Below are 24,295 nucleotides of genomic sequence, written 5' to 3'. Positions count from 1 at the left end.
CCCTTATTCATGCGAGCACGAGCTTGGGACACCGGTCGTTGGGTTGAGGTCGAGATTGACGGATCGAGAATCGGTCGGACCAGACCCGCGGATGGGCCGGGCTCGCCGGACCCGGCCGACCTCTGGATCGGTCCCGCATTCTGGGATCTCCAGACCAACGGTCGCTGGGGGATCTCCTATTCCTCGCCAACGATCACGCCCGATCAGGTCATCGAGGTTGTCCGGGCCCTGCGCCACCTGGGGACCGCCCGGCTATGCCCGACCCTGATCACCGCCTCCGCCGAGCACACCCTGCGCGGGGTCCGGGCCATCGCCGAGGCTTGCCGGGCCGATCCGATTGTCGACGCGATGGTCGCAGGGATCCACCTGGAAGGTCCCTCGATCAGTGAGATCGATGGATACCGTGGAGCCCACCCGCTATCGGCAATTCGTGATCCGGATTGGGCTGAATTCACCGAACTTCAGCAAGCCGCTGATGGCCGAATCCGGATCGTCACTCTCGCGCCAGAGCGTTCCGGATCGATCGAGTACATCGCCAGGGCAAACGCCGCAGGGGTGATCGTGGCCCTCGGCCATACTTCGGCCGACGCCGCGACCCTGTGGGCCGCCATTGCCGCGGGGGCAAGGCTTTCGACACACCTGGGCAATGGAATCGCCACGCCCATCAGTCGCCACCCCAACCCGATCTGGCATCAGGCTGCGGCCGACGCCTTGATGGCGTCGTTCATCGCCGACGGCCATCATCTGGATGATTCGACGCTGAAAGTCTTGATCCGCGCCAAGACGCACCGACGATCCATCTTGGTGAGCGACCACAGCCCGCTTGCCGGCCTCCCAGCTGGCGTCTATGGCGACTGGGAGGTCCATCCGTCGGGCAAGATCCTCGTCGCCGGCACCCCTTATTTAGCGGGATCGAATCAAGATCTCGACCAGGGCATCAACACCTTGATGCGAGCGGCCGGTTGCGGGCTTGCCGAAGCCCTGACGACCGCGACTCTCAATCCGGCGAATCTGCTCGGGGCGGGTGAGACGCCGATGGCCCCCGGATCGCGGGCAAACCTGATCGCGTTTCGCCTCGATCAAGGAGGACCATTCCCCACGTTCCGACTGGTCTCAACCTGCGTCGATGGTCACTGGATCGAGGCCGATCCCGCGATCCGCCAGACGCCGGAAGTCGTATCCGCCGGCTGAACTGGGGAGCCGTCGTCTGCCTCCCTCTCGCGCGATGATTAATCGCTATTCGACTCGTGTCCCAAAACGCCAAGAAAAGATCTTGGAACCGCAGATCACTTACGGGCGTCCAAGGGGTACGATGAGCGGTGGCAATGATGACCAGCAACTCATCGAAGCGTGCCGCTCCGGCCGGACCGAGGCCTTTGGAGGGTTGATTCGGCGCTACCAGGATCGGCTCTATCCGACCGCCCTGCGATTGACGGGTCGCCCGGAAGACGCGCTCGACCTGCTCCAGGACGCGTTCCTCCGTGCGTTCCAGAAGCTTGACCGGTTCCACGGTGACAGTTCGTTCTACACCTGGATCTACCGGATCATGGTCAACCTGGCCCTGAGCGAGCGGCGTAAGAGACGCAAGCCTGGCCGATCCGAAGTCTCCCTGGTCCCCGACCTGGCCGACACCTCGGAGCGTTCCGATCCTGCCGACGCGTTGAATCGCTCCGAGCGCGACTTTCAAGTCCAGAATGCCCTGAACGCCCTGGCCCCCGATCATCGGGCGGTGGTGGTCATGAAGGAATTCGATGGCCTGCGTTACGAAGAGATCGCCTCGATGCTCGATGTCCCGGTCGGCACGGTCCGAAGCCGGCTGCATCGGGCCCGCTGCGAACTGAGGGATCGTCTCCGCGATCTGATTCTCGACGATCAATCGGCCCCACGGGGCCCCGGCGAAATTCCTTGAACTCGACAGATGCATCGAAGAGTCGAACGTTTCGTTCGGACCTCTGGGACAGCGAGCGGACCATGAAATTCGACGACGACCCCCTCCTCAGCGCTTTCCTCGACGGCGAACTTTCGCCTGCTGACCGGGGTGCGTTCGATCCGTCGATGGCCGCCGACCCCGCCCTCGTCGAGTTTCTCAACGATCTCACGCGAGTCCGAGACGCGGTCGCGTCGCTCCCTCGGCCGGGCATGCCCCGCGTCGACCTGGCCTGGGACGTCCTGTCAGAACTTCAGACGACCCGGCGCCGACGAGTTTGGTCGCCGTTGCGAGTTTCGTTGATGGCCTCGGGGCTGGCCGCTGCGGCCGCGATCTGGCTCGCGTTCGCCAACCCACTCCATGTTCCTCCCCGATTTCCGCGGAATCCCGCGATCGAGAATCGGCCGAACCTCGTCCAGCACGGACCCGAGACCCTTCGTGGTGAGCCGGTTCTCGCGAATGCCGGCCCGAGTTCGGCGATCCTCCCCGTCTTGAACTCGGCCCGACCCGCCAACGATCTCGATCTCGAGACCGAGCGAGTCCAGGTGCGCCACTGGCTGGATGGGCAGGATATTCGCCAGCTCGTCGTGAAAGCCAGCCCGGCGACGCAGCCCTCGGACCTCATCGTGGAGATTCTCCGGACGACGGCCCGCAAAGATCCGACTTTCGCCCACCTCGGGGAGACGCGGCTGCCCGGGTCGGAGGCCGACGACGATTCCTTCGCCGTCGTGCTCAGGCCCTGCGAGCTGGGCCATTTACACGACCTCATCCGCAAGGCATTCCCGGCGGGCAAAGTCGGCGAAATCGAGTCGATCGCGGGCGGACCAACGCTCTATCCCCTGGGCGACGCGGCCGGGCTCCAACTCGTCGCCGGCACCCCCCTCAACCCGGTCCAGCATCCGCAACAAGCCGACCGGCCGATCCTGGCCAGCTCGAATCAAGGTAACAATCTCGTCGAGCTCGACTCCGAGAAAAATCCCGCCCCTGAGTTCGCGGAATCCACCCCGCATGCCGCGGTGAAGTCCCTCGATCCGAAGCAGCCTTTGACACTCCTGCTGCGGATCAGGAAGCCTTGACGAATGGATCGGGCCCATCGGCGTGCCCGAGCGGCGATGGGCCCGATCCGTCGGTCTCAGTCGAGCATGAAGAGGAGCTGCGGGCCTCTGAGCTTGAGGAGGGAGTCGAAGCTGATGTCGACTCGGAGCCCCGCCCCGCCTGCGCTGCTTGAGGCCCCGAGCGAGCTGATCGCGTCGCTGAGGCTCATCGGCTTGGCGTAGCGGATGATGCGGGCGGAGACCAGGCCTGCCTTGGTCTGCACCAGTGCGATGGCGTCGTCGAGGTAACCGATCCGGTCGATCAGCTTCGCGTCGAGCGCCTCCTTGGCGGTGTAGACCTTTCCATCGGCCAGCGCCCTGGCGTCCTTCAGCGGCAGCTTGCGCCCCTGGGCCACGATCCTGAGGAACCGGTTGTAGGCGTCATCGATGACGACCTTCCATCGAGAGCGTTCCTCCTCGGTCATCGGCCGATACATCGAACCGGTGTCCTTGAACGCGCCCGTAGTGATGGACTCGCTGGAGACGCCCACCTTCTTCATCAGGTCGGAGACCTGGAGTAGTTCCAGTTTGACCCCGATCGAGCCGGTGAGGGTCGTCGGCTCGGCAACGATCAGGTCGGTATTGGCCGAGACATAGTAGCCACCCGAGGCGGCCATCCCGCCGAACGAGGCGATGACCGGCTTGCCGCGGGTCCTCAGGGTTTCCAGCTCGCGCCAGATCTGGTCGGAGCCGCCCACGGTGCCGCCGGGGGAGTCGACCCGGAGGACGACGGCCTTGACCTGGGTGTCTTCGCGGGCCTGGCGAATCTGCTTGAGGACGTACTCGACCTCGGAGTCGACGATTGCCCCCTTGATCTCGACGATTGCGATCTCGGGGTCGGCCAGCCCGGATGATCCGGCGACGTAACGCTCGTCGAGCCCGCCTATTCCGGGCGCGACGGTGCGTGCGCACATCGTCATGTTGGCGAAAATGGAGCCGCCAAGGAGGAGCAAGAGCATCCGAGGGATCCGCCGCTCCTTCCGGTCGATGACGATCGTTTGTGGCCTGGGCTGACTGTCGATCTGTTCCATGGGACCATTCTCGAAGGCGGATCTCTCACTGCGTGGCTTCGTCCTGCCCGGCAATTGTAAGCCCCCAGGCCTCCGGGCTCAATCGACGCGAGAAGACGGGCGGCGTAAGGGCCGGGATCACTGTCGCTCCGCGGGCGTCGGGGCGACTGCGTTCGTCTCCGGAGAGGTGGGGGCATCTTTGACCGGATCCGGGCGATCCAGGCCGAGCGGAGCCCTGCCGGCCTGGACGGCGTCGAGGCGTCCCCTGTATTTACCGTAGAGCTGGGTATGACGGCTCGTCGGCGGAGCCATCGCCGCGCCGCCGACCACGATCGCCTTGACCTGGCTGGTTGGCTGAAGGATGTGACCGTCCGTGATCACGAGGTTCGCCCGCTTGCCGACCTCGATCGACCCGATCAGGTCGCCAACGCCCAGGATGCTGGCCGGCCCGACGGTCAGGGCCCGCATTGCCTGCTCGGGGGTCAATCCATAGGCAACGGCGGTCGCGGCTTCGAAGGGGAGATTCCTGGACGAGGTGGCCTGATCGGCTCCCCTGCTGGTCGAACGGATGGCGAACGGGATTCCTGCCTTCTGAAGCTCGGCCGCCGAGGCGTAGGCCGAGTCGTAGGGGTCGGACTCCTCGCCGGGAATCCGCAGCGTCCCGGCCAGGATCACGGGGAGGCCCGACTCCTTGATCGCGTCGACAACCTTCCAGGCTTCCTCGCCGCCGGAGATGGCCGCCTTCAGCTTCAGGTCCCTGGCGAGTTTGATGGCGTCGAGGATCTCAACTCGATGGTTCGCGCCGATCAGGACAAGCTTCTCCCCCTTCGCATAGGGGACCAGGGCTTCGAGCCTCGGGTCGGGCGTCGGGGGGGCTGCCTTGTGAGCGAGCGCACCGGCCACGACCTTGTCATAGGCGAGTGCCTCGCGGAACTGTTCCTTGATCGCGTCGATCCGCTCCTGACGACGACGCTTCGCCTCTTCCGGGTTTGCCGATCCGCCCGGACCGGCGATGGCGCGAGCGGGGGCGTCGGGATTGATCGGGGTGTAGGCGGGGATGCTGATGTTCAGCGCCACCCGATCGCGCAGGATGAGTTCGGAAGGGACCCAGCCGTCGAGCTGGAAAACACATCCCTGTCCCGAGATACTGCCTCCGCTCGGCTGGGCGTAGCTGGCGAGCACGCCGGCGGCGCGAGTGACGGGAATGAGCTCGCTGTCGGGATGCAGGGCGACTCCCGACCGCAGTTCGGGCTGGAACTGGGCGGAATCGGCGTAGTCGTGCGTCTCGTTGAGGCTGCCGATCTCGGTCAGGCCGACCGAGCTGCCGGCGTCGATCAGGCCAGGCCAGGTCGTCAGGCCCTTGAGATCGAGCGCCCGGAATCCGGCAGGCACCGCTGTCTCAGGGCCTCCGACCGCGACGATCGTGCCGTCGTCGACGACGATCGTGCCGTCGTCGATTGGCTCGCCGGCCGCCGTCTGGATCGTCGTATGGGTCAGGGCAAACTTGCCCCGCAAGTCGGTCGGCCAGGAGAGGACGAGCTCGCCCTGGCCTGCATTGACCGCGGATGGCATCCTCGAATGATCCCCGGGCCTGGGGGCCGGCAAGGTCCTGGAATCACCCGGCACCCGCTGGAACCGGACTTCTCCGTCGATGAGGGCCAGCTCGCAGCGGGCGAAGCTGTCGAGCGGGTGGGCATTGAACAATGCCATGTCGGCGTCCTTGCCCGGCTCGATCGACCCGATCCGGCTGTCGAGGCCCAGCTCGCGGGCCGGATTGATCGTGATCATCGCGAGGGCCTCGGTCTCGGACACCCCGCCGTAGCGGACCATCTTGGCCGCCTCCAGGTAGAGGTGCCGGACCAGCTCGTCGCTGTCGCTCTTGATGCTGACGGAGACGCCCGCCTGCGTCAGGAGGGAGGCGTTGTAGGGGATGGCGTCGTAGGCCTCGACCTTGTAGGCCCACCAGTCGGAGAAGGTTGAGGCGCTGGCGCCATGGGCGGCGATCTCGGCGGCGACCTTGTAGCCTTCCAGCACATGCTGGAGCGATTTTACCTTGATGCCATGACGCTCGGCGACGCGGAGGAGCATCAGGATCTCGTCGCTCCGGTAGCAGTGGCTATGGATCTGGATCGAGCCGTCGACGATCCCGGAGAGGGCATCGAGCCGTAGGTCGCGACGCGGCGGGGCGATTGCTTTGCCAGCGACGCGAGCCGCCTCGTAGGCCTTCCAGGTCTCGCGATAGGCCTTGCCTTCCAGGAACGCCCGCTCGATGGCGGCCTCGACCCCCATCCTGGTATTGGGGAACCGGCCGACCCGGCGGGTGACATTCTCGCCGAGGGCGAACTTGACCCCCTGCGGCCCGTCCTTCAGCAGCAGGTCTCGCGCGGGCGAGCCGAACTTCAGCTTGATCACCGCGTCCTGGCCGCCGATCGCGTTGGCCGAGCCGTGGAGCAGCCTGGCCGTGGTCGTCCCGCCTGCGAGGGCCCGGTAGATCGTCGGGTCGTCACCCCGGATCACGTCCTTGACGCGGACCTCGGGGACGATCGACAGGCTCATCTCATTGACGCCGCCGGCGATCGCCATGTGCGAATGCGTGTCGATGATCCCGGGCATCGCGACGAGCCCGTTCGCATCCAGGACCATGATCCCATCGGGAGGCTGGAGGTTGGTGCCGACGGCGGCGATCTTCCCTCCGCGAATGAGGATCGCCCCCTTGGGGATTGTTCCCTTGGTGACGGTCAGGATCGTGGCATTCTGGATGAAGACGTCGCCGCCGGTCTTCAGGGTCGGCTTGCGCCGGGCGTCGAACTCGGTCGCGTAATCGGTGGCCGCGAGCTTCGGGGCCCGCGCGGCCTCCTCGATCCCCGATCGTTCGGGCCTAGCCTTTTCCGAGTCCTTCCCTGTCTCTGCCTTGGGACCGGCCTCGGGGACCTTCGGTGCATCCTTGGCCTGGTCACTTGCTTCCTTGGCCGCGAGCGCCTTGGGCCTGGCATCATCCTTCGTCTTCGCCTCTGCGACGACTGGCTCGCCGGCGGGCGTGGGCGTTACTGCTACTGCCTTACCGGCGACCGGCCCTCGATCTCCCGAACTTTTTTTCGCGGCGACGGCCCCCTTCTCCAGATCGAATTTCAGACCATCCGCCAGGACATATCGGGCCTTGGCTTTCTCGTCGCCGTACTCGGCGGTGAGCACGACGAGCTGACCGAGCTTGCCGCACTCGACCGTTCCGAGCCGCTTCGAAAGGCCGGCGATCGACGCGGCGTTGCGGGTCAGGGCGGCGACCGCGGCATCGGTGGGAAGTCCCGCGGCGATCAGCTTCCGGACCTGCGCATGGATCGTCTCGAACTTGGCAAGGCCATCACCGGAGATGGCGAAGCGGACGCCCGCCTTGTGCAGCTCGGACGCCGTGGCGACTCGTTCTTTCCAGAGCCGGGCCCGGTCGCTCAGTACGGCCAAGGGGTCTTCACGCTCCTCAGATGTCTTGCGGGCATATTCGGCGGCCGTCGGGACCTTGGGCTCGTCGGGGAAGTCGATCCTGAGGACGACCGGGACGTCACACGCCTTGAGTCGACCGGCCACCTTACCGGCCTCGCGGCCTCCGACGATGACCGCCGTGGTTCCGAACTCCTCGGCGAGGTCCAGCGCCCTGAGGATTTCGTCGCGGGTATTGGCCTCCCACCAGACCGGCAGGGACTTGTGCCTGGCGGCCAGGAGCGAATCGAGCGCGGGGTCGACGGGCGGCCTCGGCCCCCCTTTTTCCGCATAATACGCATGCAAGGCCCCGTTGTGCTCGGCGTCGAGCATCGCCTGCCTGAGGTGCGAGACGACGCCCATCAACGATGTGGGATAGATCGGGCCGCCGCCCCCCGGTCCCCTTCGGACATTCGGAGCCGGGGCGGGAGTCGGGACCGGCGTGGGCGAGGGCGGCGGGGTTGCCGGCGGGGGGGATGCCTGAGTCGGCCCGGGATCGGTCGCGGGCCGGGGAGTGTCGGTGGCCATGGCCTGATGGGAATGGTCGTGGCCGTCGCCGTCATCGTCCCCCAGTCCGGAGCCCGAGGGACTGCGAAGGGCGATATGGAGCGCAACGGGCGACCGGATGATGGTCTCGCGCCTGGGCAGGGCGCTCGTGCCGGCCAGGGCGCTCTGGCCTGCGGCGATGGCGCCCCCGGGTGCGATGAGCAGGCCGGTGAAGCCCTGTCGGCGATGTTCCTCGGCGGCCGAATCGGTCAGCTCGAGACCGGCGGCGACCTGATATTCCGGGGTCAGCCCATTGCGGTTGTCGGTCGGGGTGCGCGGGAGGGCGAAGTCGACATACGGGACGGTTCTGCCGGCGCCCGTCTGTGATCGTGTCGCGGCGTTTGTCTGGCCGAGGGTCGAATAGAGGTCGATGAATCCCGGATAGACGTAGTTCCCTTTGGCCTCGATCACCTCGGCGTCGTACGGGATGTCCACCTCGGCTGCGGGCCCGACGGCCTCGATGACGCCGTCGCGGACGATGACCGTGCCGTCCTTGATCGTCAGCCCCTCGACCGGGACGATCGTCGCACCGCGGATCGCATAAGCGGCCGGCTTGTAGTCGGGCCGCAGGTCCGCCGAGGGGAGAGCGGGGGCGATCGCGACGGTCAGCGCGGCCACCGCGGCTGCGGAAACGGCCAGACGAAGCAAGGGACGACGCACGGGTGGGCGCGGCATCGGGAGGCTCCCGCGGAGTTGAATTTGATCGCGGATGACGATGGCTGGACGGGCAAGAAATGCCGAGAGGGAGGCGAAACCAGGGGAGACGCCCCGCCCAAGATCCGCGACGGCGCCGCTGTGAGCGACGCAAACCGGCCGTGCGGGAGGAATTGGCTCGCAATCCGGGATGGTCCGTCATACCATCCCCCGCGGGCGAGGGACAAGGGGCGACCCGACGAAACCCCGGGCCCAGATGTCAGAACGGAGGAGCCGCACCATGAAGAAATGCCGCCGCTGGGGCACTGCCCTGTCTTGTCTCGCCTTCGCGCTTGCCGGGTCCTCGGGCCTTCAGGCCGCCGAGACGCCTGCCCATTCCGCAATCTTCGCGGCCTCAGACTTCGACCGACTCACCGATGGGATCGCCCTCCCCGGCCCGGCCGTCTACACGATCAAGGTCTGGACGCCCGAGAATCGGACCTGGAAGGCGACGGCCGATGGGTCCGCCGTGAGGCTCTCCGCCGAGGCCGTCGGCGAAGGCTCCTCGATGCGTTGGCTGGTCGCCGGCGAGGCGTCAATCGGCGGGGCCTCGCCCGCGAAATTCCGCGTGGAAGGCCCACCGTCGCCCGACCCGACTTCCTCGTCCGTCCCCGCGGCGGCTCTCCCCAAGGTCAAAGTCGAGCACGGCCCGGCGTTGCCCGCCCTGATCGCGCTGAGCACCGATCCGGACTATAACCCCGGCCCGGCGACCGAGATCCTACGCGGCCGGTTGGAGACCGACGCTCCTGCGTCCGATATCCGCAGGTCCGTTTCGCTGACCAATCAGCTGGGTACCGACTTCAAGGTGCCGAACTCGGTCCGGGAATGGAGCGATCGAGCCGAGGCTGTACGAGACCAGCTTCGCGTCACGCTCGGCCTGTTGCCCGAGCCCCCGAAGACCCCTCTGAAGCCGCGTGTGTTCGGGCGGGTGGAACGGGAGGGATATACGATCGAGAAGGTTGTGCTGGAGACTCTGCCGGGGTTCTTGCTCTCGGGCAACCTGTATCGTCCCGCTGGCAGCACCTCGCGTCGCCCGGCGATTCTCTGCCCTCACGGGCATGGACCGGAGGGTCGGGTGGGCGAGATGACGCAGTCTCGGTGCATCAGGCTCGCGAAACTGGGTGCGGTCGTCTTCTCCTATGACATGGTCGGATACATCGATAGCAAGCCGTTCGGCCACGAGTTTTCCAACGACCACCTGACGCGCTGGGGCCTCAGCCTGGCGACCATGCAGACCTGGAACAGCATCCGGGCCCTGGACTGGATCTCGAGCCTTGACGACGTGGACCCTGCTCGGATCGGCTGCACCGGGGAATCGGGCGGCGGGACGCAGACGTTCCTGCTGACGGCCCTCGATCAACGCATCAAGGTCTCGGCACCGGTGGTCATGGTCTCGGCCACCTTCCAGGGGGGCTGCGTCTGCGAGAATGCCGCGGGTCTGCGACACGACACCGATAACGTCGAGTTCGCTGCCCTCTGTGCCCCCAGGCCCCTGAAGCTCGTCGGGGCCACAGGCGACTGGACCGCCGAGACGATGACCAGGGCCTATCCCACCTTGCGTCAGGTCTACAAACTCTACGGCACCACCGACCGGATCTCGGCCGACGTCTTCGACTTCCCGCACAACTACAACCAGACCTCGCGCAACGCCGTCTACCCGTTCCTCGGCCGCTGGCTACTGGGGAATCGAGACGCCAAGTCGACCCTCGAAGGGGAGCAGAGTCTCGAACGTCCCGATGACCTTCGCACGTTCCCGACGGACGGTCGAACCGATGCGGGGCTGAGGTCGGCCGCGGAGATCGAAGCCCAGCAGACCGCCAAACTCTCCAGCCAGATCGAAGCTCTGGCGCCCGCCGATTCGTCCGAGCGTTGGGAAGCCGGTCGAGCCCTGCTCAGCCGTACCCATCGAATCCGCGCCGGAGTCGTCGTCCCAAGACCTGCCGAACTCGTCGAGAAAGAGCGGCATCAGGCCAACATCGGCCGCGTCTCGGTTCGACACTCGGTCATCGGTCGAGGACCGGACGAGGAAATCCCGGTCGTGATGCTCATGCCGCAGAATCCAAGTGGACGTCTCACCGTCGTCTTCGACCGCCAAGGCAAGGCCGGCCTGATCGACGCGGCCGGTGCCTGGAACCCCACGGTCGGAGCCCTGCTCGGATGCGGACAGACCGTCGTCGGCTTCGACCCGATCTACATCGGCGAGGCGTTCGACCACGCGTCACCGTCCCGGACGAGGCCCGGGGTGGTCCATTTCAATACCTACAACAAGTCGCTCGCCGCCGATCGGATGCAAGACTTGGCGACCGTGATCGCGTGGGCCGGATCGAGGACCGATGTGACCGAAGTCAACCTGATCGCGGGCCCCGACGTCGCCCCGCTGGCCCTGCTCGCGTTACCGTCGATGCCCGGGCTTGGTCGGACGGCCATCGACCTCGACGGCTTCGATTTCGGCGATGGCACGAAACCCGTGCCGGCAGCTCTCGACCTCCCCGGTGTGCTCCAGTTCGGGGGCTTGCATGCCGCGGCGGCCCTGGCAGCGCCGGCCCAGTTGCGGATCGTTCGCCCCGGCAAGGAATTCAACGCGAACTGGCCGACGCGTGCCTACACACTCGCCGATTCCCGCGGCGCCTTGCGTATTGAGGCCGAAAATCCGGGTGCCGAGGCGCTCGCCCGCTGGATCGATTCCGGCGACTGAGCCAATCCGCCCCCCGGCCGATCGGCGATCGGCCGGGGGCTTGCCTTAAGTCAACGGTCTCTCTGGAGGTCGTCACAAACTCCCTCGTTTACAAATCTCTGTGAGGGTGACGGGCCGTAGAGTCCGACGATCCAATCGGTTCTACTTGTGGTTAACAAAGGTTCTACGAGGATTGGCGGCAATCCGTTCATCCGCGATTCTCGGCGCCGGCGCAGCGGAGCCTCGTCATGCTCTCGTTTATCGATCGAGATGCGCGGCACTCACGACGAGATTTCTTGCGCATCGGCGGCTCGGTCGCGCTCGGGGCCGGTGGGGTCACTCTCGCGGACCTGGCCGCACTGCGGGCTCGTGCCGAGACGATTCCCGGAGTGCTCACGGGAAAGTCGGTCATTTTCCTGTTCCTGCACGGCGGCCCGAGCCAGTTCGAAACGTTCGACCCAAAGATGGGGATGCCATCGGGGATCCGGAGCGTCACGGGTGAACTTGCCACCCGAATTCCTGGTGTGACTTTCGGACAATCGCTACCCCGGCTTGCCGCGTTGGCCGATCGGTTGAACATCGTCCGGTCGTATGTGCCGGGAGACGCCGATCACAACCTCAAGCCGATCGTGGGCCGGGACAGTTTCGGTGCCAATCTCGGTTCGGTGTACTCGCGGGTCGCCGGCCCCAATCACCCCCAGACCGGCCTACCGACCAACGTTCTGCTCGTCCCCCGCGCCGTGGATGCGACAACGAAGGACGTCACGACGAACTTCGGCCGGTTCAACGCGACCGGCCCGCTCTCTTCAGCCGATGCCCCCTAGACCCCCAGTCTGGGGGGCGACCTTGGCCTGCCGTTCTCGCGCGATCGGCTCGACGACCGCCGCTCACTGCTGACGGCTCTGGATGGGCTCACTCGTCGCCTGGAAGGAAGTCAGGCGCTCGAAGGGGTCGACGGGATGTGGGACCAGGCCTATCGGCTGCTGACGGGAGGACTGGCCGAGGCCTTCGACCTGAGCCGCGAAGACCCTCGGCTTGTGTCACGATACGACACCGCGCCGCTGCTCCTCCCCGATACCATCAGCAAGACCTGGAAGAACCACAAGAACTACGCGGACAACGCCAAGGCCCTGGGAAAGCTCCTGCTGCTGGCCCGCCGCCTGTGCGAGCGGGGCTGCGGGTTCGTCACGGTGACGACCAGCTTCGTCTGGGACATGCACGCCGACGACAACAACGCGACGATGGAAGAGGGGATGCGCTACATGGGCCCCCCGCTCGACCACGCGCTCTCGGCCTTGCTCGAAGACCTTCAGGCACGAGGCCTGGACGAGAAAGTCCTCGTGGTCGCCTGCGGCGAGATGGGCCGCTCACCCCGGGTCAACGCCAAGGGGGGCCGCGATCACTGGGGAAATCTGGGCCCATTGCTCCTGGCCGGGGGCGGGATGCCGACCGGTCAGATCGTCGGCCTCTCCAATCGAGACGGCTCCGCGCCGCTCTCGGAACCTGTCACGGCACGCCATTTAATCTCCACGATCATGCATACATTATTCGACGTCGCCCAGCTACGGCTCGTCCCGAATCTCCCACGGGAGTTCGCCCAGACGATGACCGGCTGGGATCCGATCCCGGGTCTGAAAACCTGATTTCGCCCCCGCCCTCCCCTCGGAACCACGATTTGATCGACAAATCGCGATCCCGGAGGAAGCGGTGTCCGACGCAATCTCGGCCAAGTCCTCTCAGTCGGCCAGGCACTCACGCAAGAAGGCTAGCCCATCGGCGACGTCCTTGAGACGTCCTGCCTGGTCGCCGACTTCTCGCTCGACGACGAGTGCGCCGGTGTAGCCGACCTTCTTCAGCGTCTTGACGAACTTGCGGATGTCGACCTCTCCCTGTCCCAGAGGGACCTCCTGGCCCCACTGGCCGGGGACTGACGGGCGGATCGCATCCTTGACGTGCACCGAACGGATGTCGGGGCCGAGCAGCTCGACGGCCTTGTGCGGATCACCCATATCGTAGAGCAGCATGTTCGCGGGATCGAAGTTCACCTTGATATTGGGCGACCTGAGATCGTCGAGGGTCTGGCGCAAGAGCTGGGCTGTTTCCTGCCCGGTCTCGAAGGCCAGGGTCACCCCCTTCTCGGCCGCCATCTGCCCGGCCTTGGCCAAGGTTTCCAGCATCCCGACGCGGTCGGGCGAGCCGGGCTCGGGGATGAAGCCGGCGTGCAGCATCAGGTCGGTCAGGCCCAGGGCCCGGGTCCGGTCCAGCGCCCAGGCAAGCCGGTTGAGCCGCTCGGGGCGATCGGCCGGGTTGCCGAATCCGCCCGTCTCCTTGATCGTCTGCGGGGTGGTGTAATCCTCTCCGGGGAAGCCGAGCATGGCACCTGTGAAGGTCAGGCCCGAGGCGAGGGCGGCCTGGGCGAGGTCATCACCTTCGTCCCAGCTCGCGTGATGCGGGTCGCCGCAGGCGAGCTGGGCGACCGAGACGCCGAGGCCGTCCAGCAGCCGCTTCAGCTCGGGGATGTTCTTGACCTGCAAGCTCCAGCTGCAAACGCCGAGGGCCAGCGGGGGAAGCTTCTGAGTGGAAGGGGTGCTCACGGCGCCACCTGAGAATGGGTGTATGTCGAGCGGCCCGCACGGACGGGCCGGCGCGGCGTCGATGATAGCCCGCCGACGCCCCCACCACGAGGGGCAAGCCCGCCGATCTTGCCCCGATCAGTCCTCGCCGGAGTTGTGGGATCCCGGCGCACGGTCGACCTTCGATGGCTCAGGCCGGGTCAGGAGATAGAAGTTTCGTCGACGACCGTCCTCGGTCGTCCGGCCGAAGCCGACCGCTCGGTAGGAGTCGGCAAAAGCCCGGCTGAACGCCTCGCGGACCGCGAGCTGCCACTCCGAGGCCAGCTCGGGATGGTCGCGCCGCAGAACCCCGATCTCCTCGGGAATCTCGATGAGCATGTTCGCGGAGGTCGTCGGCTCCAGGCCATCGGGGCGGAGCAGGCCGTCTTCGCCCACGAAAACCTTGATGCGCCGGGGGGCATCGGGAAGCGGCCGATCCACGGGCCCGGGCTTAAAGATCCCCTGGGTGGACCACTCCGCAATGAGTCGATCGGTGGGGATCCCCGCGTTGAGGGCATCGGTCCTCGGGCCGTACATATCGGCGACATGCCTGCCCACGGTGGCGCCCAGCTTGCCGAGGTTGAAGTTGGCGTTTCCCGCCTGCATCGGGTCGAACGACCAGGCGAGGAGTCCGATCCCCTGCCCCTGCGCATACGCCCGCTGGGCGAGTTTCAGGTCGAGCCCGAGCCCACGACCCTGGTACTCGGGGATCACGCCGGTCAGCTGCGAATATAGGCAGAACCGGCCATCGATGCGTCCGAGGAAGGCGAACGAGAGTGCGGCGGCCCGGCCATCGGGCAGGAACGCACCCAGGACAAGGCCGCCGTGGTGCTGCGCACCGACGAGCGTGGCGACGGGGACGAGGTAGCCGTCCTCGGTGATGCCCCAGGCCAGGCGCTGAGCCTCCTGGCAGGCCCGGTAATCGGCGGGAGTCTCGGCGCGTCGGATGACGATTTCGTCGCTCATGCGTGGCGTCGTTCCGGATGGATCCTGATCGGGCCGAAATTAGATCGAGGCCAACACCGCGGCCAGAAGCGCGGCCCGCTCGGGCAGGGCATCAATCAGGACGTGCTCATAATCAGCATGTGCACCGGCCCCCTGGGCGCCCAGCCCATCGAGCGTGGGAACACCGATTGCCGCGGTGAAGTTGGCATCGCTGGCACCGCCGGTCGAGCCCTCGCCCAGTTCCAGGCCCACCGTCCGGCCGATCTCGCGCACCCGCTCGAACAGCTCGTGGCTGCGCTGGGTACGCTCCATGGGCGGTCGGTCGAACTCGCCGTCGACGCTCAGGCGGATCCCTTGGACCAAGGGCTCGAGCGACCCGAAGGCGCGAACGATGCGGTCGGCTTCGTCGAGCGTCTTGACGCGGACGTCCACCCTCGCGGTCGCCTCGGCCGGCACCACGTTGGAGACGGTCCCACCCGCGACCACGCCGACGTTGACCGTCGTCCCTCGTTCCAGGTCGGCCAGGCCGTGCAGGAGTAGCACCTGATGGGCGAGTTCCTGGATTGCGTTGATCCCCTTCTCGGGCTCGACGCCGGCATGTGCGGCGAGCCCCCTGATGGTGACCACGAACTTTCCAACCCCCTTGCGCCCGGTCTTCAGACGACCGTCGGCCAGGGGGGGCTCCAGCACGAGCACATGCGCCGCCGACCGGGCACGCTCCTCGATCAGAGGGCGTGAGGATGCGCTGCCGATCTCCTCGTCGGAGGTGAGCAGGGCCACGACGGGACGGGCCGGTGCTCGGCCCAGGTCTCGAAGGGTTTTAAGGGCGAATTCGAGGAGGACCAGACTCGCCTTCATGTCGTAGGTGCCTGGCCCGTAGGCCTTGCCATCTTCGACCCGGAAGGGCATCCGGGCAAGCGTGCCCGTCGGCCAGACGGTGTCAAAATGGGCGAGCACCAGGCTTGGGGCCAGCCGTGGGTCGGCTCCCTCGAATCGGGCCTCGATATGGTCGCCGCCGGCCGGATTGACGTGGCGGATGATCTGTCCGCCGAGAGTCCCGAAGCGACCGGCGATCGAGTCAGCAAGGCCATCGAGCGCGTGCTTGTCACGGCTGGGTGATTCATGACCGACCAGGGCCGCCAACTCGACGAGCATCGCCCCGCGCTGTTCGCGGAGGGCACCCAGCAGAATCTGCCCCAAATTCATCAACGTCGCCCCTTCGCGTTCCGTTTCCCGCTCTGCAAAATCACCGGATCGTTATGCATCAGACCGTCAAGAGGACGGAGCGTGAAGTTAGCGCCTCGATCCGTTCGAGGATCGGCTCGAAGCCCAGTCCAGGCCGATCGGGCACGGCGATGCAGCCATCCTCGGCGCGAATGGCGGGCACGACCACATCCTCTCGATAATACTTGTCCGAGCCCGAGACGTCGCCCGGCAGAGTGAAACCGGGCAACGACGCGATGGCGATGTTGGCGCCTCGGCCGACGCCGAACTCGTGCATCCCGCCGCACCAGACCGGCACGTCATGCGCCTGGCAGACATCGTGCACCCGCTTCGCCTCGGCCAGGCCGCCGACCCGGCTCACCTTGATGTTGATGATCCGGCAGGCACCGATCTCGATCGCCTTACGGGCGTCCTCGGCCGAGTGGATGCTCTCGTCCAGGCAAACAGGTGTCTCGATCGCCCGTTGCAGCCTGGCATGGTCGATGATGTCGTCATGATCCAGCGGCTGCTCGATGAGCAGGAGGCCAAACTCGTCGAGACGCCTGAGCAGGTCGAGATCGTCGAGCGTGTAGGCCGAATTGGCGTCGACCTGGAGCGGCAGATCGGGAAATTGAGCACGGACTCGGCGAAGGACCTCGACGTCGTGTCCGGGCCCGATCTTGAGCTTCACCCGGCGATAGCCCTCGTCGACGTATTTCCCGACCAGAGCGAGCAAGGCATCAACGTCCGGCTCGATGCCCAGGCTCACTCCCGACTCGATCAGAGTTCGAGTGCCGCCCAGCATTTCATGGAGCGGCTTGCCCTCGGATCGTGAGAGAAGGTCCCAGCAGGCCATCTCCAGGCCCGACTTGGCGAAGTTGTTCCCCTTCACCAATCGATAAGCATCGACCAGATCCTCGACGGTCGAGCAGTCGCGCCCGAGGACCGCGGGGGCGAGGAAGTCGTTGAGGATGTGCCAGCAGGTCCCGGTCGTCTCGGGGCAATAATAGGGATCGGCAGGGCTGGCGCACTCGCCCCAGCCCGAGCGGCCCCCGCCATCCTCGACCCGGATCAGGATGTGCTGGATGTGGTTCTTGACGCTGGAACTGGTGCGAAAAGGTCGAACCAGAGGGAGGCTGACGATCCTGAGCTCGATCCGCTCGATGCGCATGACGGGCGATTTCCGGCCGGGACTGTGCACGGGCGAAATCGGCCCGGGGCGTTTCCACTATGGCAGATCATCGGCCGGGGTGACAACACGGCATCACCCCCGAACCTCGACCTTGCCCCGATCGAGGGGCAAGGCCGGTGCCGGGGGCGATCGTTGTCCGTTGCGACGATCGGCAGACCTGAGGATCAGGGGAGCGTCCCTGACTCGGTCGCCTTATGGTGACCGCCGGCGCTGCCGCGAGCCTTGAAGGGAACGGACTTGGGCGTCGGAATCGCCACGACCTGGTTGCCCGTGCCCACGAACTTGTAGAACGTTCCGGTCGGGGCCAGAGACTTCGTGAAGGCGGTCCGCTTGGGTGGCGTCCTGTGACGGTTGGTCCCGCGACTGCCGTACAGGGACGGGATTGTGCTGGGCCCGCCGGTGAAGAGGGAGTCGTTCCCGCCGCTGCGGATGAACTTGACCCGCCCCGTGGCGCCAATCAGGGCGTCGTCCGACTCGCCCCCCTGAAGGACATTCCGGCCGAACCAACCGTGAAGCCGCGACGAGGCCGCTCCCGCCTTCAGGTTATTGATCCCCCCCCTGCCGCCGTCGATCGTCGTCGGCACATCGACCACGTCGCTGACGTTGATTGAGTCGCTCGCTTTCGCCCCGTAGATGACGATTCGGCTGAGGCCGCTCACCGTTGGGCGGGTCGAGTCGATGACGCCATTGATGCTCGTCAGGATTACACCGTTGACCTGATTGATCAGGATGGTGTTCTTCTGCTTGGGCCCGCCCGACGGTGCTGTGACGAACAGGATATCGTCAATCTGACGAACCGCCCCGCTCGTCACGGTCAGCGTCACCTTCGTCGGCGCGCTCGTGAGGTTGGGAGTCGGTGCACCGCTGTCCGTGACCGTGTACTGGAACGTGTCGATGCCGGAGAAGTTGGCGTTCGGCGTGTAGGTCGCCGCGCCGGTGATCGGGTTGAAGTTGGTCAGCGTGCCGTGGGTTGGCTGCGAGACGAGGGTGAAGCCACTGATCGTCTGGGTGGTCGATTGCGGATTGGCGGTGAGGCCAGTCAGGGCGATGTCCGTGGACTGGCTGGATGGCACGGTCTGGGCGATCGTGCTGGCGACGGGGGCCAGATTGACGAAGGCACCGCTCTGATAGGTGAGCGTGAACGTCTGAGTGTCGTAATTGCCCGGAGATTCGAGCGTCCCGGAGACGACTCGATTCGTCTGATCACGCACGCCGACGAGCACCGTGATCGTGCCGGTGAAGGTCGAGCTGGACGGGGTGATGGTAACCAGGCCGCTGGAGTCCACCGTCCCCGTGGCGTTGGTCAGGGGCGTGAAGGTGGCACCGTCGGCGGACAATCCCCCGTTGACCACATAGGTCAACTGGGTGCCCGGGTTAACGTCCGTGGCAGTCGCCTGGAATATGGCGGCCTGTCCGGCTCCCAGCGCGGGGAGGACAGGTAGGGGGTTGAGGAATGGCCGCTCGCCATTCGCCGTTTCATTGGGAACGACATCGACGGAGAACGTCTGCGTGGCGGTGGTGCCCGTCGTCGGGTCAGTCGCCGTGACCGTGACGCTCGAGTCTTCCCCGGCCTCCGCCCCGGTCGTGTCGATGTGAATCACCCCGTTGGGGTTGGCGTTGGACATATTCGCCGACTCGATCAGGATCGGCGAGACCGGCGTCGTCACGTTGCCGCTGGCGTCGGCTTTCAGGGCGACCTGGGTCATCTTCGTGACAACGTCGCCGCCGGAGACAAGCTGGCCGAAGATCGTGTAATCGAAGTCGAGGGCCCTGGGAGAGCCGGTCGTGGTGAAGAACTGCGAGCTATTCGTATCGTTGCCCGAGTTGGCCATCGCCAACTGCTCGGTCCCGTTGAAGACGAGCTGGGCGTTGAACTCGTCCGGGAACGGGAAGCCAGGCTTGTTGACGTTACCGGTCCCGTCGCCGTTGACCGATCCCCCCTGGACGATGTAAGTCGTCGCGGTGGGGAATCCGTTGGCGATCCTATGGAAGTTCTTGCCGGTGTAGAACCCGTCGTTGACCAGCCCGCTGATCTTGAAGACGGTGTCCGGGGTCAGGTCCTGGAAGAGCTGGTAGACCAGGGTTCCAGAGAATGCCGGGTCGCCCGCGCCACTGGAGGCGTGGGTGACGTTGATGGTCATGAACTGTCCCTGGGCGACAGTCGCCTTCACGTCGGGATTCGACGAGGTCACCGAGAATGTTTGGGCGTTCACAGACCCGGAGCCATCAAGGGGGAGCTGATAGCCTACCCCGGCGCCGGACAGGACGGTGGCGATCGGGGCGACGGCGGCGGCCAGCAAGGCGCGGCCTTCCAGGGCCTCGACCCGTGGAGCAATCCGCCCGCGGCCCGAACCAGCCCTACGTACACGATCCGATCGGCGGATCGGCCCCGCCTCCGTGCGGTCCCACATCCGACACCTCCCCAACAGGTCCGTACTCCGGCCAAGCCGGCCGCGATGGCGACCGGTCGGACGAGTGATCCTCCACCGTTATCGGCGGAACGATTAGACGGCTTGAGCGGAGGGTGCGCACGGCGCAGGAGACGCCGATTTGGAGGGGGCCGGCAATCGGCCCCGACCGTGGCCGATGGAAATGACGCAACGCCGCCGAACCTCGAGGGTTCGGCGGCGTTGCAGGTCGATCGCCGGCGGCACGAGAAGGAACGGATCGCGTCCCCCCCGACCAGCCTCGGATCAGGGGTTCGTTTTGCGCAGGATGAAGGTGGTGAACAAGGCGCCATCCTCGTCGGAGGTACCGAAGCCGCCCCCCTGGGAGAGGTACTTGGCGAAGACGGAGAAGTCGGGCAGCTTCTCTTTATCGATCAGCTTGCCGAGCTCCTTCAGGTCGGGGCCGCCCGCAGCGGCCGCGCCGCCGAAGGCTTTCTCGAGCTGACCGCTCTTGATCATCTCGTACGACTGCCGCGCGGCCTCTTCAGGCTTGGTGTAAGTCAGCGTGGTCGTCTGCTCGGGGATGGACTTGGCAACCGCCTGGAATTCGGCCGTGTCGGCTAGTCCAGGGCCGCCGCGCAGGACCTGTTCGAGCAAGCTGGGGTCGGTGGCGATGTAGGCGTTGTCCTTGGCGATCGCAACGCTGAGCGGGCCCTTGAAGGGGTTGTTCGCGGCGTTGGGCATCTCGGGGAGGGTGAAGTCGTAAATCGTCGTGCCCTGGAACTCACGCTTCTTGGGCTGGGCATTGGTGATCGCGATGATCTTGCCTAGAGTCGCCTCGAAGGCCTTGGTGTCTTCCAGGGCAACGGCGAAGAGGCTGCGCTGGGTGTCTTCGCCGCCGGTCGGCTTCTTGAAGTCCGAGATCGCCGTGATGCGGTCGCCGATGGGGCCGAAGAGGTCCTTCTGGAAGTCGAGGGTCTGCCCGTCGGGACCGACGAGCTGCTGCTGGACGACCTGCAGGATTCCCGGCTGGAAGGTATTGGCCAGCTCGTTGACCGCCGACCAGGCGGCGTCAAGGTCCCAGCTCAGGCTCTGGTAGGTGGCCACCGTGGCGGGCACCCATGCCTGGGGACGAAGGTCGGCTTTCGGCGTGTTGAAGACCTTGAGCACTCCCTGGGCGGGGCCCGGGGTGTAGAAGTAAGTCTTGGTGAGGGTGTCGTATCCGCCGACGCCGTACGTCGTGCCGCCGCCGATGGCCTTCAGGCCCTTGAGCCCGAGCAGCTGGAGGACGGCCTCGACCTGCTGGACATTGGCCCCGCCGTCGCCCTTGGCCGCAGCGGCCAGCGCGAGCTGCAGCGCCTTGTTGGCGTCGAGGAACCAGAGGACCTGGGACTCGGCACCGACCCGCTTCAGGACGGCCTGGTACGACTCGTTGGAGAACAGTGAGTCCTCGCGTCCCTCGGCGTTGGTGAGGAATTCCTTCAGGGCGTCGACATCGCTGGTGATGTTGAAGGTGGTGCCGGTGTTGGCCCAGGCGAACGTGACGTCGGGGGCGTTGTCATCTTTCCTGGGGGGCTTGACCAGGTTAATGGTCACACCCTTGAACTCTTCGGTGGCGACCTTTGCGCCCTTCTCCTCGGCCTGGGCGGTGGCCTTGGTGAGGACCCCCTGCACCGTCTCCTTGTTCTTGCCGGCATCGGCCGCGATCAGCAAGGCGACCGGCACCTTGGCGTCGGGACGTGCGATCAGGGACACGTTGATCGGGCCCTGCGGCAGTTCCAGCAGCTCGCTGATGCTGACGCCCAGCTTGGCCTTGAGCTCGCTGCTCTGCCCTTCCAGCTTGCCGAGAAAATCGTCGACCAGCGGCTTCATGGCCGGGTCGGCGATCAACTGGCCGGTCGAGCTCTGACGGAGGGACTCGCGAAATGCGGCCGCGTTGGTGACCCGGACGAAGAGGATCGTCGAATCCGGCAAGGCTTTGTCGATCGGCCCGGCGGAGAAGGCCGGGGTGACGGCCAGGGCCAGGGCCGAGACGCCCAGCACGAAGGGACGGAACATGCGGGCCGCGGCCCGCGTCGAAATACCCATGGTCCTGGAACTCCTGAGGTCTCAAAGCCGGATCAAGGTCGATCTCGGGCCGGGGCCGTCCCTGCCTGAACGCTCACCTCGGCCGCCGCAGGCGCGATGGCCAGCGGGGCTACCGCGAGAAAATTCGGGCCGGTCCTGTTCGGTGGGCCGCTCCGAGCGAACCACACCGGGGCCGCACCCTCGGGCAAATCTCGTCGCGGATCGTCGGTCAGTGACCCTGGGCGGGTCATCCCGCCTTGGGCTTCTCTTCGGACGAATCCGGCATCCCCCGGCGCATCCGACGCGGGGGATCCAGATAGCGATAGCCCGTGTTGGGATTGTCTTTGTCGTAGGAGAACGCTTCACGGTTGCGCAGGAAGTCTTTCACGTAGCTGATCGGGATCGCGAAGCCGAGATTGTCGCCCTGCGTGGCCTTCATGTTGGTCACGCCGACGACCTCCCCCTTGAGATTGAACAGCGGACCGCCGGAGTTGCCCGGGTTGATCGCGGCGTCGGTCTGGAGGTAGATCTTGCCTTCGAAGTTGCGATTGCGGGTGCTGAGGATCCCCTGAGAGACGCTGCGTTCCAGCCCGAGCGGATTGCCCACGGCGAAGACGCCGTCGCCCGCGTTCAGATCATCGAGGTTACCTAGCACGACGTGGCCAAGTTTCAAGTCTTTCTGCGGCGGGAGCTTTAGGAGCGCCAGGTCGACGAAGGGGTTGATCGCGGCAATCTCGACGTTCTCGATCCGCCGCCGGGCCAGGCCGCCGGGGACGTTCTGGTACAGGACCACCGAAACCCGGGTTTCCCCTTCGATGACATGGGCATTGGTCACCGCGTAGCCGTCGCGATTGAGAATGAAGCCCGAACCTTTGCCCGACGGGGTCTCGATCGAGATGACCGCCTCGCCGAAGGTATGGACCAGGTCCTTGACATTGGCCGGCTTGGGCTTGCCCGTCGAGAAGAACCCGGTTGAGTCGGTCTCATCCTGGGCTTCGCGGGCGGTAGCCTGAATCGTCGTCGGCTTCTCGTCGGCCTTTCGACGGGAGACAATGCTCTCGCGAGGTATCCGGACGACGTCGAAGCCGATGTCGATATAGATCGTGCCCGACTTTTCGGACACCACGTCGCCGACGATCTGATGACCGTCCTTCAGCTCGATCACGTCGGCCTCATCCGCGTGCGCGGCGGGGCACCAACAGGCGAGCATCCCCATGGCCGCGGCTGTCACCGAGATCACCCAACGCATCTGTGCGACATCCTTTCCGTGGCCGGGGCGGAATCGGGGAACCCGGAGCCTCCCCCCGGAATCGCCGATTCTAAGGTGATATGGCGGGTTGAGACAACATCCTCTTCAACGTAAATCCTGAGGTCCCGCCCGATTTGCATCCGAAGGCCGCTTCTCCCGGTCGGAAGACGGAGGCGCCAGGGCGTCGAATCGGGACGATTGCCAGATTTTCCGCCCGTCCGGCGTCGCACGAACGACCAGGGCACCCGCCCCGGTCATTTCCTCGGCCAGGGCGAGCCCGCGTTCGGGGCCCATCACGAAGATCGCCGTGTCGAGCCCGTCGGCCGTGGCCCCATCGCCCGCGACGACCGTCACTCCGCAGCGGTCGACGACCCCCAGCCCGGTCCTCGGGTCGACGATGTGAGAGTAGCGCCGCCCGTCGATCACGACAAACTGCTCGGCGTCTCCCGACGATGAGACGGCCGCATTTTTCAGTACAACCCGATGGCTCGGGTGCGTGGGATCCCCCTCCAGCGGCGAGAGCCCGATGTCCCAGCCCGCCTTGCCCGGCGGGGCGTCGCCCACGACGATGTCGCCCGAGCCCGCGCACAGCGCGATCGGAACCCCTTCGCGACGCAGGACATCGACGGCCGCCTGCGAGGCGAGGCCCTTGGCGATGCCCCCCAAGTCGAGCTTCATCCCCGGCTTGCGCAGGGTCACGGTGCGTGCCTTGGCGTCGAGCACGACGTCCCGCCAGCCCACCAGGGCGCGAGCTTCGGCCAACCTGGCCGGATCGGGCATCTTGCGTTCGCGGCGTGCACGCCTCCAGAGCCGGACGACGGGAGCAACCGTCGGGTCGAAGGCGCCATCGGAACACTCCGCGAACACCAGGGATCGCCGAAGCACGTCGAACAGGTCGGCGGAGACGGACACGGGGCCGCCTCCGGCCCGGCCGCAGAGCCGCATCAGCTCGCTCTCGGGGTTGTAGTCGGAGAGGGCCAGGTCCAGCTCGGCGATCCGGGCAAACGCCTTCGCCGAGCTGCTTCTGGCGGATGCCTCGTCTTCGGTGTATAAAACGAGGTGGAACGGGCTTCCCATGTGCGTCTCGACGAACTCGAAACGGATAAGCCCTCCGCGGGCGATGGCCGTAGACGCAGCCCAGCCCAGCAGCAGCAAACCCGCCGCGATTGCCGCCGCATACGCGGCTCGATTCCGCCCGATCATCGGCGTTGATTCTCCCAAATCG

Annotated in this window: 14 protein-coding genes and 1 pseudogene; 5 read left to right on the top strand and 10 right to left on the bottom strand. The window is 66.1% G+C overall.

Translation table 11 applies throughout. The annotated features are described in order from the left end of the window. The first annotated feature begins 9 nt into the window (after nt 1-9). The 3 genes from EP7_RS18345 to EP7_RS18335 all read left to right on the top strand — a co-directional run bounded on the left by EP7_RS18345 (nt 10) and on the right by EP7_RS18335 (nt 3,003). On the top strand, nt 10-1,191 hold the full coding sequence (locus EP7_RS18345) for an N-acetylglucosamine-6-phosphate deacetylase (protein ID WP_463523315.1): 1,182 nt from the start codon (nt 10-12) through the stop codon (nt 1,189-1,191). Between the two features lie 121 nt (nt 1,192-1,312). Beyond that, nucleotides 1,313-1,909: a sigma-70 family RNA polymerase sigma factor gene (locus EP7_RS18340; RefSeq protein ID WP_463523313.1), complete on the top strand. Its 597-nt coding sequence runs from the start codon at nt 1,313-1,315 to the stop codon at nt 1,907-1,909. A gap of 62 nt (nt 1,910-1,971) precedes the next feature. Beyond that, complete coding sequence (locus EP7_RS18335; RefSeq protein WP_463523311.1) at nt 1,972-3,003, top strand: anti-sigma factor family protein; 1,032 nt, start codon at nt 1,972-1,974, stop codon at nt 3,001-3,003. A gap of 56 nt (nt 3,004-3,059) precedes the next feature. Here EP7_RS18335 and sppA read toward each other — a convergent pair whose 3' ends face one another. Both sppA and EP7_RS18325 read right to left on the bottom strand, forming a co-directional pair. Then, entirely contained in the window at nt 3,060-4,052 is a 993-nt protein-coding gene (gene sppA, locus EP7_RS18330) for a signal peptide peptidase SppA (RefSeq protein ID WP_463523309.1), read from the bottom strand. Between the two features lie 117 nt (nt 4,053-4,169). After that, a complete protein-coding gene (locus EP7_RS18325) occupies nt 4,170-8,723 on the bottom strand; it encodes an amidohydrolase family protein (protein WP_463523307.1) in 4,554 nt (1,517 codons plus the stop codon). Nucleotides 8,724-8,982: 259 nt separating this feature from the next. Here EP7_RS18325 and EP7_RS18320 point away from each other — a divergent pair, with 259 nt between their 5' ends. Both EP7_RS18320 and EP7_RS18315 read left to right on the top strand, forming a co-directional pair. Next, nucleotides 8,983-11,436, top strand: a complete 2,454-nt coding sequence (locus EP7_RS18320; RefSeq protein WP_463523305.1) for an alpha/beta hydrolase — start codon at nt 8,983-8,985, stop codon at nt 11,434-11,436. Nucleotides 11,437-11,663: 227 nt separating this feature from the next. Continuing rightward, nucleotides 11,664-13,058: pseudogene (locus EP7_RS18315) on the top strand (DUF1501 domain-containing protein). A 93-nt stretch (nt 13,059-13,151) separates the two neighbouring features. Here the strand turns inward: EP7_RS18315 and EP7_RS18310 are convergent. The 8 genes from EP7_RS18310 to EP7_RS18275 all read right to left on the bottom strand — a co-directional run bounded on the left by EP7_RS18310 (nt 13,152) and on the right by EP7_RS18275 (nt 24,273). Next, nucleotides 13,152-14,009, bottom strand: a complete 858-nt coding sequence (locus tag EP7_RS18310; RefSeq protein WP_463523303.1) for a sugar phosphate isomerase/epimerase family protein — start codon at nt 14,007-14,009, stop codon at nt 13,152-13,154. Between the two features lie 117 nt (nt 14,010-14,126). Next, the gene (locus EP7_RS18305) at nt 14,127-14,993 is read right to left on the bottom strand and encodes a hypothetical protein (protein ID WP_463523301.1); all 867 of its coding nucleotides are present in this window, start codon (nt 14,991-14,993) and stop codon (nt 14,127-14,129) included. Nucleotides 14,994-15,032: 39 nt separating this feature from the next. Continuing rightward, on the bottom strand, nt 15,033-16,178 hold the full coding sequence (locus tag EP7_RS18300; RefSeq protein ID WP_463523299.1) for a M20 family metallopeptidase: 1,146 nt from the start codon (nt 16,176-16,178) through the stop codon (nt 15,033-15,035). 58 nt (nt 16,179-16,236) lie between these two features. After that, nucleotides 16,237-17,346, bottom strand: coding sequence for an o-succinylbenzoate synthase (menC, locus tag EP7_RS18295; protein WP_463523297.1), 1,110 nt, complete (start codon nt 17,344-17,346; stop codon nt 16,237-16,239). Nucleotides 17,347-17,531: 185 nt separating this feature from the next. After that, a complete protein-coding gene (locus EP7_RS18290; protein ID WP_463523295.1) occupies nt 17,532-19,778 on the bottom strand; it encodes a peptidylprolyl isomerase in 2,247 nt (748 codons plus the stop codon). Nucleotides 19,779-20,060: 282 nt separating this feature from the next. Then, complete coding sequence (locus EP7_RS18285; protein ID WP_463523293.1) at nt 20,061-21,842, bottom strand: hypothetical protein; 1,782 nt, start codon at nt 21,840-21,842, stop codon at nt 20,061-20,063. Between the two features lie 226 nt (nt 21,843-22,068). Beyond that, complete coding sequence (locus EP7_RS18280; RefSeq protein WP_463523291.1) at nt 22,069-23,070, bottom strand: S1C family serine protease; 1,002 nt, start codon at nt 23,068-23,070, stop codon at nt 22,069-22,071. Between the two features lie 105 nt (nt 23,071-23,175). Beyond that, nucleotides 23,176-24,273 carry an FAD:protein FMN transferase gene (locus EP7_RS18275; RefSeq protein WP_463523289.1) on the bottom strand — a complete coding sequence of 366 codons (1,098 nt, stop codon included), beginning with the start codon at nt 24,271-24,273 and terminating at the stop codon, nt 23,176-23,178. Nucleotides 24,274-24,295 lie beyond the last annotated feature (22 nt).

It is taken from the genome of Isosphaeraceae bacterium EP7 (assembly GCA_038400315.1).
Lineage (GTDB): Bacteria > Planctomycetota > Planctomycetia > Isosphaerales > Isosphaeraceae > EP7.
The sequence above is the reverse complement of the archived record's forward strand: the minus strand, read 5'-3'. Positions and strand labels throughout refer to the sequence as shown.

What these genes read in the sequence shown, in the direction of transcription:
- EP7_RS18345 (WP_463523315.1), top strand. Translation starts at nt 10, where the DNA reads ATGCGAGCACGAGCTTGGGACACCGGTCGTTGGGTTGAGGTCGAGATT.
- EP7_RS18340 (WP_463523313.1), top strand. Translation starts at nt 1,313, where the DNA reads ATGAGCGGTGGCAATGATGACCAGCAACTCATCGAAGCGTGCCGCTCC.
- EP7_RS18335 (WP_463523311.1), top strand. Translation starts at nt 1,972, where the DNA reads ATGAAATTCGACGACGACCCCCTCCTCAGCGCTTTCCTCGACGGCGAA.
- sppA (WP_463523309.1), bottom strand. Translation starts at nt 4,052, where the DNA reads ATGGAACAGATCGACAGTCAGCCCAGGCCACAAACGATCGTCATCGAC.
- EP7_RS18325 (WP_463523307.1), bottom strand. Translation starts at nt 8,723, where the DNA reads ATGCCGCGCCCACCCGTGCGTCGTCCCTTGCTTCGTCTGGCCGTTTCC.
- EP7_RS18320 (WP_463523305.1), top strand. Translation starts at nt 8,983, where the DNA reads ATGAAGAAATGCCGCCGCTGGGGCACTGCCCTGTCTTGTCTCGCCTTC.
- EP7_RS18305 (WP_463523301.1), bottom strand. Translation starts at nt 14,993, where the DNA reads ATGAGCGACGAAATCGTCATCCGACGCGCCGAGACTCCCGCCGATTAC.
- EP7_RS18300 (WP_463523299.1), bottom strand. Translation starts at nt 16,178, where the DNA reads ATGAATTTGGGGCAGATTCTGCTGGGTGCCCTCCGCGAACAGCGCGGG.
- menC (WP_463523297.1), bottom strand. Translation starts at nt 17,346, where the DNA reads ATGCGCATCGAGCGGATCGAGCTCAGGATCGTCAGCCTCCCTCTGGTT.
- EP7_RS18290 (WP_463523295.1), bottom strand. Translation starts at nt 19,778, where the DNA reads ATGTGGGACCGCACGGAGGCGGGGCCGATCCGCCGATCGGATCGTGTA.
- EP7_RS18285 (WP_463523293.1), bottom strand. Translation starts at nt 21,842, where the DNA reads ATGGGTATTTCGACGCGGGCCGCGGCCCGCATGTTCCGTCCCTTCGTG.
- EP7_RS18280 (WP_463523291.1), bottom strand. Translation starts at nt 23,070, where the DNA reads ATGCGTTGGGTGATCTCGGTGACAGCCGCGGCCATGGGGATGCTCGCC.
- EP7_RS18275 (WP_463523289.1), bottom strand. Translation starts at nt 24,273, where the DNA reads ATGATCGGGCGGAATCGAGCCGCGTATGCGGCGGCAATCGCGGCGGGT.